Source organism: Epilithonimonas arachidiradicis (assembly GCF_003610695.1).
GTDB lineage: Bacteria > Bacteroidota > Bacteroidia > Flavobacteriales > Weeksellaceae > Epilithonimonas > Epilithonimonas arachidiradicis.
In genome coordinates this window covers 348,558-362,761 of sequence record NZ_RAQH01000003.1, presented here as the reverse complement: position 1 = coordinate 362,761, position 14,204 = coordinate 348,558, and the positions used below count along the sequence as shown (strand labels likewise).

The following is a 14,204-nucleotide window of genomic DNA, read 5'->3' as shown; positions in this document are numbered from 1 at the left end:
TTTTTAAATTGTAACAGAAACAACTTTATAACCACTCAGTTTCCCCAATTTATCAGCATATCTAGCCACAACTGTTGTTAACTTTTTCCCATTTGAAGATGAAGTAACTGTTTTTGTATTAATCTGTGGAGAGACAATTTCTGTTTGCCAATTATCGCCATATTTCAAATAGATTACATAAGACAGAGCATCGTTATTTTTTGTCCAATTAATCACAACATTATTGCCTTGTTTTTTCAAATCTACATTCAGTTCTGATAATGGTTTTGAAGTCAGCCAAGTTGTTTCAGGAATGAGAACTTTGTCTTTATAAGAATTGTTTTTCAACTCCTGTTGCATCTCGTAATTTTTACTGATTCCTGCGATGCTGTAATGGACTTCGCCAGCATTATTTTTAATAATTTGTCTTGTCACCTCTATTTCTCGGGCAATTTCTGTGGCTTTATTCGGAGATTTTACAGCAACGGTATTCAATCCTGGCCAAAGATGACGACCTTTTGTATTCTCATCATTCCACCATTGCAACAGAAGCGGAAAGCTCTGTCCAGGAGAATCTACAGGCCAATACAGCTGAGGCGTGAAATAATCTACCCAACCTTGATTCAGCCATAATTTGGCATCTGCATACAATTCGTCATATTGAGAAGAACCTTTGATTCCTGCAGGAAAATCAGGTTTCCAAATCCCAAAAGGACTGATTCCGAACTTCACATCATTTTTCTGAGCTTTGATTTCGTCATAGATTCTTTTCACAAATTTGTTGACATTGGCTCTTCGCCAATCGGCTCTGGAAAGCGTTCCGCCAGATTGCTGATAAACGGACCAAGTTTTGTAATCAGGAAAATCTTTTCCGCCATTATATTCGGCATATGGATAGAAATAGTCATCTAAATGAATTCCATCAACATCATACCTCGAAATAATATCTTTAATCACTTTCGAAGCCTGATCTTGTGTTCTGTCATCAGCCGGATCAAACCAATACATTCCGTTTTTTAGCTTCACAACATTGTCAGGCGATTTTCTCACCATTGATTCTGAGGAGATTGCACCACCATTGGAATGATGGGCACGGAACGGATTTAGCCAAGCGTGAAATTCCAGACCTCGTTTATGACATTCATCAATCCAGAATTGCATAGGATCATATTCAGGATAAGGTGCAAGACCAATTTGTCCAGTCAAAAAATGTGACCAAGGCTCGTGAGAGCTTTTGTACAAAGCATCCGCCGAAGGACGAACTTGTAAAATAACCGCATTAAAATTCAGATCAACCAACATATCCAACATTTGTATCGCTTCTTGTTTTTGCTGATCTACGGACAGATTATTTTTCGAAGGCCAATTGATATTTGCAACCGATGCAATCCAAACTGCTCTGAACTCTCTTTTGATTTCAGGTAATTTAATGTTATTCAATTGAACAACTGGTTTGGGCGGAAGCTTGATTTCGGTTTTTGTAATTGGTTTTTTAACACCAGATTTAGTTGGTGATTTTTTAGTTTTCGTAGCACACGAAACTACAAAGATCGCCAATAAAACAATTTGGAAAAATGATAATCTGAAACGCATAGTTTGCAAAACTAAACGATAAAATCAGAATAACAAAAAAAGCATCCAATAATGGATGCTTTTGATATAATATTTGGGAAAAATTAAGCTTTCGCTTGTCTTTCCAATCTTTTTCTTTCTTCTTCAGAAAGGATTTTCTTTCTCATACGGATGAAGTTTGGCGTAACTTCTATCGCTTCATCAGCTTGGATATATTCCATACATTCTTCCAGAGAGAACAGGATTTTTGGTGCAACACCAGTATCTTTATCTTTTCCGGCAGCACGCATATTGTTCAACTGCTTTGCTTCAACAATATTCACCACCAAATCTCCCGGCTTATTTTGCTCACCGATGATCATCCCTGTGTAGATTTCCTCACCTGGATCAACGAAGAATTTGCCTCTATCTTGTAGTTTGTTGATGGAATATTCTGTAGCAGGACCAGTTCCTTTACTTACTAATACACCATTGTTTCTTCCTGGAATCGCCCCTTTGAAAGGTTTATACTCTGTGAAACGGTGCGCCATAATCGCTTCACCAGCAGTTGCAGTCAACATCTGAGAACGTAATCCGATTAGACCTCTGGAAGGAATCTCGAATTCCATATGTTGCATTTCACCTTTGGTTTCCATAATGTGAAGATCTCCTTTTCTCTGAGTGGCCAAATCGATAACTCTAGAAGCAAACTCCTCAGGAACATCAACAACTAAAGATTCATACGGTTCTAATTTTTCACCATTTTCACCTTCTTTCAAGATAACTTGTGGCTGACCAATCGTCATCTCGTAACCTTCTCTTCTCATCGTTTCAATTAAAACTGACAAGTGAAGAATACCTCTACCAAAAACTAGGAAAGTGTTTGCATCATCAGTCTGTTGAACTCTCAATGCCAAGTTTTTCTCTAATTCTTTAGTTAATCTTTCTTTTAAGTGGTTAGAAGTTACATACTTACCATCTTTACCGAAGAAAGGCGAATTGTTGATAGAAAACGTCATATTCAATGTCGGCTCATCAATCGCTGTTCTTTCCAACGGTTCAGGATTTTCCAAGTCAACGAAAGAATCTCCAATCTGGAATGCGTCAAAACCTACAACAGCACAGATATCGCCTGCGCCAACTTCGGTTACTTTTTTCTTTCCAAGACCTTCGAAAACATAAAGCTCTTTTACTTTTCCTTTCACAATTTTTCCGTCAGCCTGCGCCAGACCAATCCATTGAGATTCTTTGATTTCACCTCTTGTTACTTTACCGATGGCAATTCTTCCCAGGAAAGAAGAAAAATCCAATGAAGTAATCTGCATCTGAAGATTACCTTCAGTTACTTTCGGTTCTGGAACGTATTGTAAAATCCCGTCTAGTAATGGGAAAATATTATCTGTTTGTTCTAACGAAGTGTTGAACCAGCCTTGCTTAGATGAACCGTAGAACGTTGGAAAATCCAACTGCTCCTCTGTTGCATCCAGGTTGAAGAACAAGTCAAAAACTTGGTCGTGAACCTCGTCCGGACGACAGTTTGGCTTATCAACTTTGTTAATTACAACCAAAGGCCTCAACCCCAATTCCAAAGCTTTTTGAAGTACGAATCTTGTCTGCGGCATTGGTCCTTCAAACGCATCCACCAACAAAATAACACCATCGGCCATCTTAAGAACTCTTTCTACCTCACCACCAAAATCGGCGTGACCAGGCGTGTCGATAACGTTAATTTTAACGTCTTTGTAATTAACAGAGATGTTTTTTGAAAGAATGGTAATTCCTCTTTCTCTCTCCAGATCGTTGTTATCCATAATCAACTCACCACTCTCCTGATTCTCTCTGAAGATGTTGGTTGCATGAATAATCTTATCAACCAAAGTTGTTTTTCCGTGGTCAACGTGTGCGATAATCGCTATATTTCTAATGTTTTGCATATCCATTTTTTACGCGTGCAAATGTAATGAATTTTTACGGGATGATAAACTTAGATTCAATTATTTTTAAAAATAAGGCGAAATAATTAACATCTAGTTAACGCCTTGTTAATCAGTGAATTAATTTAGATGCTTTTAAGGATTTCTTTTCCATCAACGGATTGCGTAAAAATCAGATAATGATTTCCGCCGTCATTCAGCTTGTATTTTTTCTTGATTTCTTGCGGTTTTAGAGGATAATTTTTGGAAATAATATTGTACTTCTCACCTTTTTTCAAATCTTTAGCGTCGATTTTTTCTATTTCTAAAACTCTTCCAGGAAAATTTTCGATTTTATATTTTGAAGTATAGAAATGTGTGTTTGGATGCAATTTTTTCAATCCAAATTTTTCTGAAATGATATTAAATGCGCCCGCTTTTAAAATTGAATTGTTTGGAATATAGAGGAAATTCAAACTTCCTGAGAATTCTGACTTTGCTGATTTTTCGTCATTGAAATTGAAAGAAAATTCAGGCTCATCGGATTCCAGATCGACACAACGAATCTTAACATCTTTTTTTAATTGATTCTCAATAATTAAAACCAATTCTTTGACTTCATTTCGAACTGCAATAATTTGAATTTCAGTAATATTTTTTAATTCTGAAATGAGATATGAAATATCAATTAATGGTGATAATTTCACAATAATTTTGTCTGCAATCGAATGTAATTTTTCTTCTATTTCTAATAGACTTGGTGATAGATCTTCAAGTAAAAATTTCTTTTTGTTTTGTTGGTCTCTTCTCGCTGGGTCAAGATAAACGACGTCAAACTTTTTAAAGTTGTCAGTCCGAGGCTCTCGAAGACTTTCTAAAAACACTTCCAGATTTTCATTAATGAAATTGGCTTTTCGATTTAATACCCTCCAATTATTTTCAACTATTGAAATCAATTCTGAATTTTGTTCAATTAAAGTAACTTCATCAAAATTCTTTGATAAAAAATAAGCGTCAATTCCAAATCCACAAGTTAAATCAAGGAAAGATTTTTCTTTGAGATTTTGAGCTTTGTATTCTGCAGTTGATTGGGATGAAGCTTGTTCCAGATTGAGATTTGGAGGGAAAATAATTCCTTTTTTTAAAAGGAATGGAAACTTCTTCTCGGCTGTTTTTTTGCCTTTGATTTGTTGTACGATTTCTTGCATCGAAACATTATCAAATGGCGACTTTTTCAATAATAATTTATTTAAATCAGAATTGAGATTTTGATTGATATAATTTTGAATATCAGAAGAAATTAATTTTGAAAAATCCATTGATTATTATTTAAACCGATTTCATATTATCACCATCTCTGAAATTCAGTCTTCTGAAAACTAGACCTGAAAGTATCGTGAGAAATCCTACCAACAAAAATGTGTAACGAAACGCCGTGTGAACCTGATTTTTAACTAAAGTCGTGTCGCCTTCAAACAATTTTAAAACAATCAAACCAAATGCAATCCCGAATCCAACCGCAAACTGTTGATTAACAGAAACCAGAGAATTGCCACTGCTATTTTGATATGGTCGCAGATCAGCAATAGAAATCGTATTCATCGACGTAAATTGAATCGAATTGAAAAATCCAAGAATCAACAAAATCGGAACAAACCAATAAATTGAGCTGTGAACACTCGGAATCGCCAGACAGCAAATCAAAATTCCGATTGTAAACGTATTGACCATCAAAGTTTTGCGATATCCAAACTTATCCAAAATCCCGATTACAAAAGATTTTCCGAACATTGCCGTAAGGGCCATCGGCGCAATAATCCAACCCGAAGTCAACGCCGATTGTCCATAAGCGATCTGGATCATCAGCGGAACCAAAAGCGGGATTGAACTGATTCCCAGTCTTGTTGCTAAGTTTCCAAGAATCCCAACCCGGAATGTTCGAACTTTAAAAAGATTGAGAGGAAAAATCGGATTATTGTCCTTTTTCGCGTGTTTGTAATAGAAGTAAAGCATCAGAAATCCCAAAAAAAATATCATCAGAACGGGTGTGATATTTTGAGCATTTCCCAATAATTCCAACGCACTTGAAAGTAATAGAGAAGCCAAAGCAAAAATCAGAAATCCCTTCAAATCGAAATCGATGACGGGTGATTTGTAATTCGGCATATATTTCAAACTAAGAAGAATTCCCAGAACTCCTATTGGAATATTAATCAAAAAAATCCAGTGCCAGCTGAGATAATCTACCATATACCCACCTACGACAGGCCCCATAACCGGCCCAATCAATGCGGGAATGATGGCGAAATTCATTGCTTTCAAAAGTTCATTTTTGTTGAAAGCGCGAATTAATGCTAATTTCCCAACAGGCGTCATCAAACTGCCTCCAATCCCTTGAATCACTCTGGAAATTACCAATTCGGTAAGATTTTGTGATAATGAGCAAAATAATGAACCTAACGAAAAGACAAACAACGAAAAAATGAATATTTTTTTTGTCCCAAATTTGTCCGCCAAAAATCCGCTGACTGGCATAAACAAAGCTAAAGTCAAAACATAACTGATGATGGCATTTTGCATATCCAATGGCAATTCCTGCAAATCGCGGGCAATGGATGGCAAAGATGTATTTAGAATTGTGGAATCCAGCATCTGCATAAAAATCGCTGTTCCCAAAATTAGAGGAAGAAATTTTTTAACAGAATCGGTGGTCAAATTTTCGTTCATAATTATTTATAAAAAAGTCCGCCTAATGCGGACCTAATTTTATACCAAAGGTTCTTGTTGGCTCAAACAATGGAAACTCCCCAATCCCCAAATAATGTCGGTAGAATCTATCCCAACGACCTCTCTATCAGGAAAACATTTTTGGATAATTTCCAAAGCGACTTCATCTTTGTTACATCTGTAAGTCGGCACAATAACTGACTTATTGGCAATATAAAAATTAGCATAAGAAGCTGGTAATCTTTGTCCGTCACAGTAAACCGGATCTGGCATTGGTAATTGGATGATGTTCAGTTTTTCACCGTTTAGCAAAGTCATTTCCTGCAGTTGACGAAGATTGTTTTGAAGAATTTCGTAATTGTCATCTTCAGGATTATCTTCAATTACGGTCAAAACCGTGTTTTCATTTATGAAACGAATCGTGTCGTCTACGTGACCGTCTGTATCATCACCTACAATTCCGTCATCAACCCAAAGAACCTGTTTTTGTCCATAATATTTTTTCAGGAACTCTTCCACTTCGTCCTGCGATAGATGCGGATTTCTATTTTCGTTAAGCAAACAGGACTTTGAAGTTAAAACCGTTCCGGCACCATTGAATTCAACTGAACCGCCTTCCATAATAATTCCGGGATAAAGAACGGGCAATCCTTTTTCTTCAGCAATTTTAGTCGGAATGACATCATCCAATTCGAAAGGCGGATATTTTCCTCCCCAGGCATTGAAGCCCCAATCTACAATGATTTTCTTTGGTTCTTCTCCATTTTTATTTACTAAAAATGCCGGACCGTGGTCTCTGCACCAAGCGTCATTGGTTTCGTGGAAATAAAATTCAACTTTAGAGATATCAGCGCCAGCTTTAGAAATATGTTCCATTGCAAAAGCCTGCATTTCCTGGTCTTTGACATTGATACAAACGAATTCGCCTTTTGTTAATTCAGCAATGAATTGTGCATAAGCAGGGTAAATCAAATCAATTCTTTCCGGCCAGGATTCTTCTTTGTGAGGCCAAGACAACCAAGTTGCTTCGTGTTCTTCCCATTCTGCTGGGAAGGCGTAATCTGAAAGATTGATATTTACAGGGATATTATTGCTCATTTTGGTTTTCAATATTGATATTTTTGCTCAGAAATTTTAAAATTTCATCACTTGAAAAATTAGATATATTAGGATTTATATTAATTGGAGTTCCTGTTATTTTATAATTCATATTTTTTAGAAATCCTTTTTTAACATATTTTTCAGGTTGATTAACATATATAGATATAAAACTATTCGATGAAATTTGACTTTCTTTAATAAATTCAATTTCACTTTTTGGAATTATAATCATCTCACTATTTAGAAATCCAGTTTGAATTTCTAATGTTGATTGGGTAACTTCAATTAATTTTCTAGCTGAAGTAATTAATCTGATAAGTGATGCCAAAAAGATTAATCCAAAAAAACAAACACAAATTATTCCTAGAAACAATGCTATTTGTGGATTCATTCTCCTCCCATCAAAATAAGAATTATAAATTATCATAATAATTCCCATTGTAACGAACACTAAACCTCCCAGAAAATAAAAAAATATCTTCCTTTTGCTTTCATAAATGATTAAAGTTTTATCATCAATTGATTTTCCAGCTCCAAAATTATTTTTCAAAAAGAAATAAGTAACACCTCCACCCCCGAAAAAAATCAAAGTTCCTAAGTTTATAATGAACTTTCGTTCAGAATCTCCATCTCCATTCACAAGTGAATAGATTGACATAGAAGTAAATAATAAAAATATGATATAAATTAAAATATCTTTTTTATTGGTTTTACTCTTCATCTATAAATCTCTTTGTAATCGGCGAATAAGTTTCGATTCTTCGGTCTCTCAAGAATGGCCAATGTTTTCTCATATAATCGGTTTGGGCAAGGTCAACTTCTGTTACCACCACTTCTTCCTTATCGTGAGAACCTAGATATAAAAGCTTTCCTTGAGCATTGGTCACGAAACTTCCGCCCCAGAATTTCATTGCGCCATCCTGCTCAAAGCCTACTCTATTTACAGAAACTACAGGAACGCCATTCGCAACTGCGTGAGAACGCTGAATTGTCTGCCAGGCATTGTATTGATCTTGATTGGTTTCTTCATCCTGGTCAGTTGCCCAGCCGATGGCTGTCGGATAGAACATAATATCCGCTCCCATCAACGCCGTAATTCTTGAAGCTTCAGGATACCATTGATCCCAACAAATCAATACACCAATTCTTCCGAATTTTGTATCAAAATTTTTATAACCTAAATCGCCTGGCGTGAAATAAAATTTTTCGTAAAACGCCGGATCATCCGGGATGTGCATTTTACGGTATTTACCAAGATAGGTACCGTCTGCATCAATAACAGCTGTTGTGTTGTGGTAAAGACCTTGTGCTCTTTTCTCAAATAACGAAGCGATAATAACAACCCCTAATTCTTTTGCAACCGAAGAAAGTGCATCAGTTGAAGGTCCAGGAATTGGTTCCGCCAACTCGAAATTATCATAATCTTCTACATCACAAAAATACAATGATGTAAAAAGTTCCTGCAAACAAACAATTTGAGCGCCTTTTGCAGCGGCTTCTTTTATTTTTTCAATGGCTTTATTCAGATTTGACTGCTTATCAGCAACACAAGACATCTGAACCGTTCCAATTTTCACTTTTGACATTCTAAAAATTTTTACAAAAATACTAAGATTCTAGGGAATCAAAAATTCAACCAAAATAATTTGCAGATATTTCCAAAAATTAATGTTGTCATCCATAGTTTCTATGATTCTGCGATATTAAATTCTCGAATAAATTTTACCTTTGCATCAAATTAAAATGTGACAGAATTATTATGAATTATCATACCAGAAAATGGATAAAGCCAGAAGACCTTAATCCCAATCATTCACTTTTTGGAGGAAGACTTTTGCAATGGATTGATGAAGAAGCGGCACTTTATGCAATCATCCAACTAGAAAATTCGAGAACAGTAACTAAATATATATCCGAAATTAACTTTGTAAGTTCAGCCAAACAAGGTGACATTATCGAAATCGGAATTGAAGCAGTAGAATTTGGAAAGACATCTTTGACACTAAGATGTGAAGTTCGAAATAAAATGACACATCAGAAAATCATTACAATCGATAAATTGGTTTTTGTGGCGCTGGGCGAAGATGGCAACCCAAAACCTCACGGCAAAACAAAAATCGAATATGTTGAGGATCGACTGTATGTTAAAAAAAATGATTTATAAAGCTTTAATATTCGGATTATAATAGATTATCAATAACATTTATTAAATTTGGGAATTGACGAAGCATAAAATGTCCAAGTTTAGTTTTTTAAAATTCTTAGTTTTAATTTTAATCTTTAAGTCGATTAGTTTAAATGCACAATTAGATTTGGAGCATTGGTTTTCACCAATATTTATACAAAATAGTCATATTATAACCAGTGTTACTCTTAATTTATCGACACCCAGCACTACACCTGTTGAGTACAAAATCTTTGACAGTAATAATGTAGTAAGAAAGTCTGGATTTATAACAAATTCTACTCCTTTAGTTTATGACATACCTTTAAGTATTTATCTTGCGAGCAAATATGAAGGAATGAGACCTATTAAGAAGGGATTCCATGTTTCAGGGGCCAGTAGCTTGTATGCTAGTATAAGGCTTAATTTTGACAATGGTCAAAACACTGAATTGATTACTTCAAAAGGCAAAACAGCAATAGGTAATTTATTTTATTCAGTCAATGCACCTTATCAGGATTTCCCACGAAATAAAGAAGTTAACTTTCAGTCCAATATTATAGCTACTAAGGACAATACTAAAATAAAAATATCAGGCTATAGTCCTAAAATTACTTTTGCTGATGGCAAAAAACACCCTGATGGTATTGAAATCACTCTTAATAAAGGAGAGTCTTATTGTTTTGTCTCTACAAAAGCAGATAATTCCGATAATGATCCAGTCTTAGATTTTTTATATTGGGATAGTTTTATTGGTGCAAAAATAGAATCTGATAAACCTATTGCGATTACAAATGGTAATTTTAAAGGTAATTACTTTTTTGAAAAAGGTGGAAAAATCTTAATGGATCAATCAGTGCCCGTTAAAAAAATAGGTAAAGAATATTATATAAGAAAAGGTTTTGTTTCATTAGATTGGGAAATTGAAGGAGGACTTATAGTTTCTACCGAAAATAATAATAAAATATATCTAAATGGATCATCGACACCAACCTATACATTAAATGAAGGCGATTTTAAAATTCTAAAAGCTATAGATTTTAAAGATGAAGGAATTTTTGTAAAGTCGGAAAAACCAATATACTTTTATCAATTTGCTGGAGGAAACAATAATAATGATAAATTAACTCTTTATCCCTATTTAACACCATCTATGGCATTCGTTCCGCCTTTGGATCAACAATTACCAAATACAATTGGAATAATCAATGACATTGAGAAAATCGATGATTTTTCATTGGAAAATCTTACTCACATCTTAGCCTATAAACCTACAGAACTGACAATTAATAATCAGAGTTATACTACTTTTTCTGATATCCAAGGTAACAATGATTGGAAATATTTTACAATTAAAAATCTAAAAGGTAATGCCAATATTACCTCTGACAACTCCATAATTATGGGAATTATTGGGGGATTTGAAACTCAAAAACGATCTGGTTCATTTGCAGGATATTATACAGGATATTCTAATGATCCGGTTGTACAAGTTAATGGCAATTGCATTCAGGAAGGTATTACACTTAAATTAAGCAATAGTGATTTTGAAAGCTTCCAGTGGCAATTAAATGACGTAGATATTCCAGGTGCTAATTTATCGACATTTTCACCCACTGTAGAAGGCAACTACAGCTGCAATGTTTCATATAGTGGCTTTACTTATAAAGTTGAACCTGTTGAAGTTAAAAATTGTAATTATGCGATAACTGATATTGCATTGGGTACAGATTGCGGCCAAATTATCTTTGAACCCAAATTTTCCGCACCTAATCAGTCTGTAATAATTTCTAAAATTGAAATAATGACTCAGCCTAATAACGGGGAAGCGGAACCTTCAGTTGATAATTTAATAATTAAAGGCAACCCAGATTATAATGGACCTGACAGAATTGTTATAAAATTGAGTGGCAGTGGAATTACAGAAATTCAAAAAATAGATTATACAATTTTTAATAATCCTATTGCTGATTTACTTAGTAATATTGATCCGATAAGAACTGAAGATCAATTTAATATTTATGATCTTGAAAATGCCATTGTTAATTACAACAATGAAACTTTTACTTTTTATAAAAATCATGATGATCTAGATGACGATATACCAATTTCATCAATTGATAAAAATAATTACGAAACCATAGAAGATGAAGTCTATGTTTTAATTAAAAACTCTTTTGGTTGTTCATCAATTAAGAAAATACAATTGAATAAACCAAAGATAATTGATGATGATGCGCTTCTTTTACCCAATGTATTTACGCCAAATAACGATGGTATAAATGATTATTTTGATTTTTCTAAGCTTTCTGATTTTTTAGATTTTCAATTAAAAATCTATGATCGTACAGGTAAAGAGATCTACCAATTCAAAACTGGGATGCCATACAAATGGGATGGAAAAAGCACCTCAGGAATTAATTATCCTAGTAATACTTATTGGGTCATTTATCAAGTTAATGATCCTAAAACAAATACTATTATTAAAAGAAGCCAATGGTTATTATTAAAAAGAGACTGATTAAAAAAATCTGTCTAAATTTGGGACTATTATAAATTAAAGTTTGAAATGAAAAAAATTCTCTTATCAGCTTTTGCTTTGTCAGCAGTAATGACATTTGCACAGCAATACGGAGGGATGTGGATTCCGACAGAAGTTAATGAAAAAGAAATGAAAGAACTTGGAATGAAGATTTCTGCTAAAGATATCTTTAATCCGGAAAAAGCGAGCATCAAAGATGCTGTTGTTCAGTTTGATGGTGGTTGTACTGCGGAAATCATTTCGGGAAAAGGATTGTTATTGACCAATCATCATTGTGGTTATGATAATATCCAGTCCCACTCAACAGTAGAAAATGACCTTTTGACCAACGGATTCTGGGCAAAAGATATGAATGGAGAATTACCAAATCCTGGAGTGACTGTAGATTTCATTACTGATATCAAAGAAGTGACAAAAGACATTCTTGCAGGAACTAACGGTCTAACTGGAAAAGATCTTGATGCGAAAATCAAACAAAATACAGACGCTTATATTGCTTCTCAAAAACCAGAGAGCTATCAGAAAATATCCGTAAGGTCTATGTACTATGGTAATAAATATTATGCTTATGTCATAGAAACTTACAAAGATATCCGTTTGGTTGGCGCACCGCCTTCAGCGATTGGAAAATACGGTTCTGATACAGATAACTGGGTTTGGCCAAGACATACGGGAGATTTTTCTATGTTTAGAATCTACGCTGATAAGAACAATAAACCTGCAGAATATTCCAAAGATAATATTCCCTATACACCGAAACATTTCTTACCAATTTCTATCAAGGATAAGAAAGAGGATGATTTCACTTTTGTTTTCGGATTCCCAGGAAGAACAACGGAATATCTTCCTGCTGTAGCAGTTGAAAAAATTATGACGGAAATTGATCCGGCGATGATTTCTGTGCGTGATGTCACTCTTAAAACGCTTGATGAAAAAATGAGAGTGGACAACGCTACAAGAATAAAATACGCATCTAAGTATGCAAGAATCTCCAACGCCTGGAAAAAATGGCAAGGTGAGATCGAAGGTCTTAAAAAGTCTAATGCTGTTGGAAAGAAACAGCAATACGAGCAATCTTTGATTTCGAAAAATCCGGCTATCAAAACAACAATCGACGGACTTAACAAACTTTATAATGAGCAAGCGCCTTACGCATTGAACAGAGCTTACTACAGTGAATTGCCAAGAAATGCGGAAACTTTGGCTCTTGGAAGTTTGTTTGGGAGTTATGTAGAAGCTGTTGAGAACGGAACGTCTTCTCAGAAATCTTTGGATAATCTAAAATCCAGATTGTCTGAAATTTATAAAGATTACGAGAGCGGTCTTGATGCAAAAGTAACTGCAAAAGTGATTGCACTTTATGCCAACAAAACACCTCAGCAGTTTTTACCAGCTGGTTTTGAAAAATACAAAGATGTTAATCAAAACATTGCAACCATAGAAAATTGGGCGAAAAACTCTGTCGTGATGGGAAGCGGAAAAGTGAATGGCGCAACCGTTTATTCTGATATTAATAAAGTTTTTGCAGATCAGAATGCTTTGGTTCAAGCGCTTAAAAATGATCCAATTGTTCAGCTTTATGCAGCTATCAAAGGAACTTATGTAAAAACAACGCACGAAAAAGTGACGTCCTATCAAACTGAAATCGATGTGTTGCAAAAGCAGTTTATGGCTCAGCAAATGGAAACGGATAAAGACAGAAAATTCTTTCCAGATGCCAATTCTACGCTTCGTGTGACCTACGGAAAAGTGAAAGGCTCTAACCCAAGAGATGCCGTTACTTATGGTTATCAAACGCATCTTTCTGGGGTGATGGAAAAATATATCCCTGGAGATTATGAATTTGATTTGCCTAAAAAACTGATCAATCTTTACAACACCAAGGATTACGGAATCTATAAAGATAAATCTGGTGACGTTCCTGTAAACTTCACTGCAACCAATCATACAACTGGTGGAAACTCTGGAAGTCCTGCTTTGGATGCTTACGGAAACCTAATTGGTCTTAACTTCGACAGACAATGGGAAGGTACAATGAGCGACATCAATTATGATCCTAAATTGTGCAGAAACATTATGGTGGACACCAAATATATTCTTTTCGTGATTGACAAATATGCGGATGCAAAATGGTTGCTGAATGAAATGAAAATCGTAAAATAATTAAATCTTTAAATTAAAATATAGCTTTGCCAAAGATGATTATCTTTGGCAAAGTTTTTTTCTA

At 34.7% G+C, this 14,204-nt stretch carries 10 protein-coding genes; 3 read left to right on the top strand and 7 right to left on the bottom strand.

Going from position 1 to position 14,204, the window contains the following annotated elements:
* Nucleotides 1-3: 3 nt before the first annotated feature.
* From BXY58_RS07480 to BXY58_RS07450, 7 genes are all read right to left on the bottom strand, one after another.
* Entirely contained in the window at nucleotides 4-1,572 is a 1,569-nt protein-coding gene (locus tag BXY58_RS07480; protein WP_120213223.1) for a glycoside hydrolase family 10-like protein, read from the bottom strand.
* A gap of 83 nt (nucleotides 1,573-1,655) precedes the next feature.
* Nucleotides 1,656-3,464: a translational GTPase TypA gene (typA, locus tag BXY58_RS07475; protein ID WP_120213272.1), complete on the bottom strand. Its 1,809-nt coding sequence runs from the start codon at nucleotides 3,462-3,464 to the stop codon at nucleotides 1,656-1,658.
* A 125-nt stretch (nucleotides 3,465-3,589) separates the two neighbouring features.
* Entirely contained in the window at nucleotides 3,590-4,762 is a 1,173-nt protein-coding gene (locus BXY58_RS07470; protein WP_120213222.1) for a class I SAM-dependent methyltransferase, read from the bottom strand.
* A gap of 10 nt (nucleotides 4,763-4,772) precedes the next feature.
* Nucleotides 4,773-6,170: an MFS transporter gene (locus tag BXY58_RS07465; protein WP_120213221.1), complete on the bottom strand. Its 1,398-nt coding sequence runs from the start codon at nucleotides 6,168-6,170 to the stop codon at nucleotides 4,773-4,775.
* 39 nt (nucleotides 6,171-6,209) lie between these two features.
* Nucleotides 6,210-7,268 (bottom strand): agmatine deiminase family protein, encoded by a 1,059-nt coding sequence (locus tag BXY58_RS07460; protein ID WP_120213271.1) that lies wholly within the window; start codon nucleotides 7,266-7,268, stop codon nucleotides 6,210-6,212.
* Nucleotides 7,258-7,992: an STM3941 family protein gene (locus BXY58_RS07455; protein ID WP_120213220.1), complete on the bottom strand. Its 735-nt coding sequence runs from the start codon at nucleotides 7,990-7,992 to the stop codon at nucleotides 7,258-7,260. Before BXY58_RS07455 ends, BXY58_RS07460 begins: the two co-directional genes overlap by 11 nt.
* Nucleotides 7,982-8,857 (bottom strand): carbon-nitrogen hydrolase, encoded by an 876-nt coding sequence (locus tag BXY58_RS07450; protein ID WP_120213219.1) that lies wholly within the window; start codon nucleotides 8,855-8,857, stop codon nucleotides 7,982-7,984. Before BXY58_RS07450 ends, BXY58_RS07455 begins: the two co-directional genes overlap by 11 nt.
* A 173-nt stretch (nucleotides 8,858-9,030) precedes the next feature.
* On the opposite strand from BXY58_RS07450, the gene BXY58_RS07445 reads away from it, so the two are divergent.
* The 3 genes from BXY58_RS07445 (at nucleotide 9,031) to BXY58_RS07435 (ending at nucleotide 14,140) form a co-directional block, all read left to right on the top strand.
* Complete coding sequence (locus BXY58_RS07445) at nucleotides 9,031-9,435, top strand: acyl-CoA thioesterase (RefSeq protein WP_120213218.1); 405 nt, start codon at nucleotides 9,031-9,033, stop codon at nucleotides 9,433-9,435.
* Between the two features lie 70 nt (nucleotides 9,436-9,505).
* On the top strand, nucleotides 9,506-11,956 hold the full coding sequence (locus BXY58_RS07440; protein ID WP_120213217.1) for a T9SS type B sorting domain-containing protein: 2,451 nt from the start codon (nucleotides 9,506-9,508) through the stop codon (nucleotides 11,954-11,956).
* 48 nt (nucleotides 11,957-12,004) lie between these two features.
* Complete coding sequence (locus tag BXY58_RS07435; protein ID WP_120213216.1) at nucleotides 12,005-14,140, top strand: S46 family peptidase; 2,136 nt, start codon at nucleotides 12,005-12,007, stop codon at nucleotides 14,138-14,140.
* The last annotated feature ends 64 nt before the right edge of the window (nucleotides 14,141-14,204 follow it).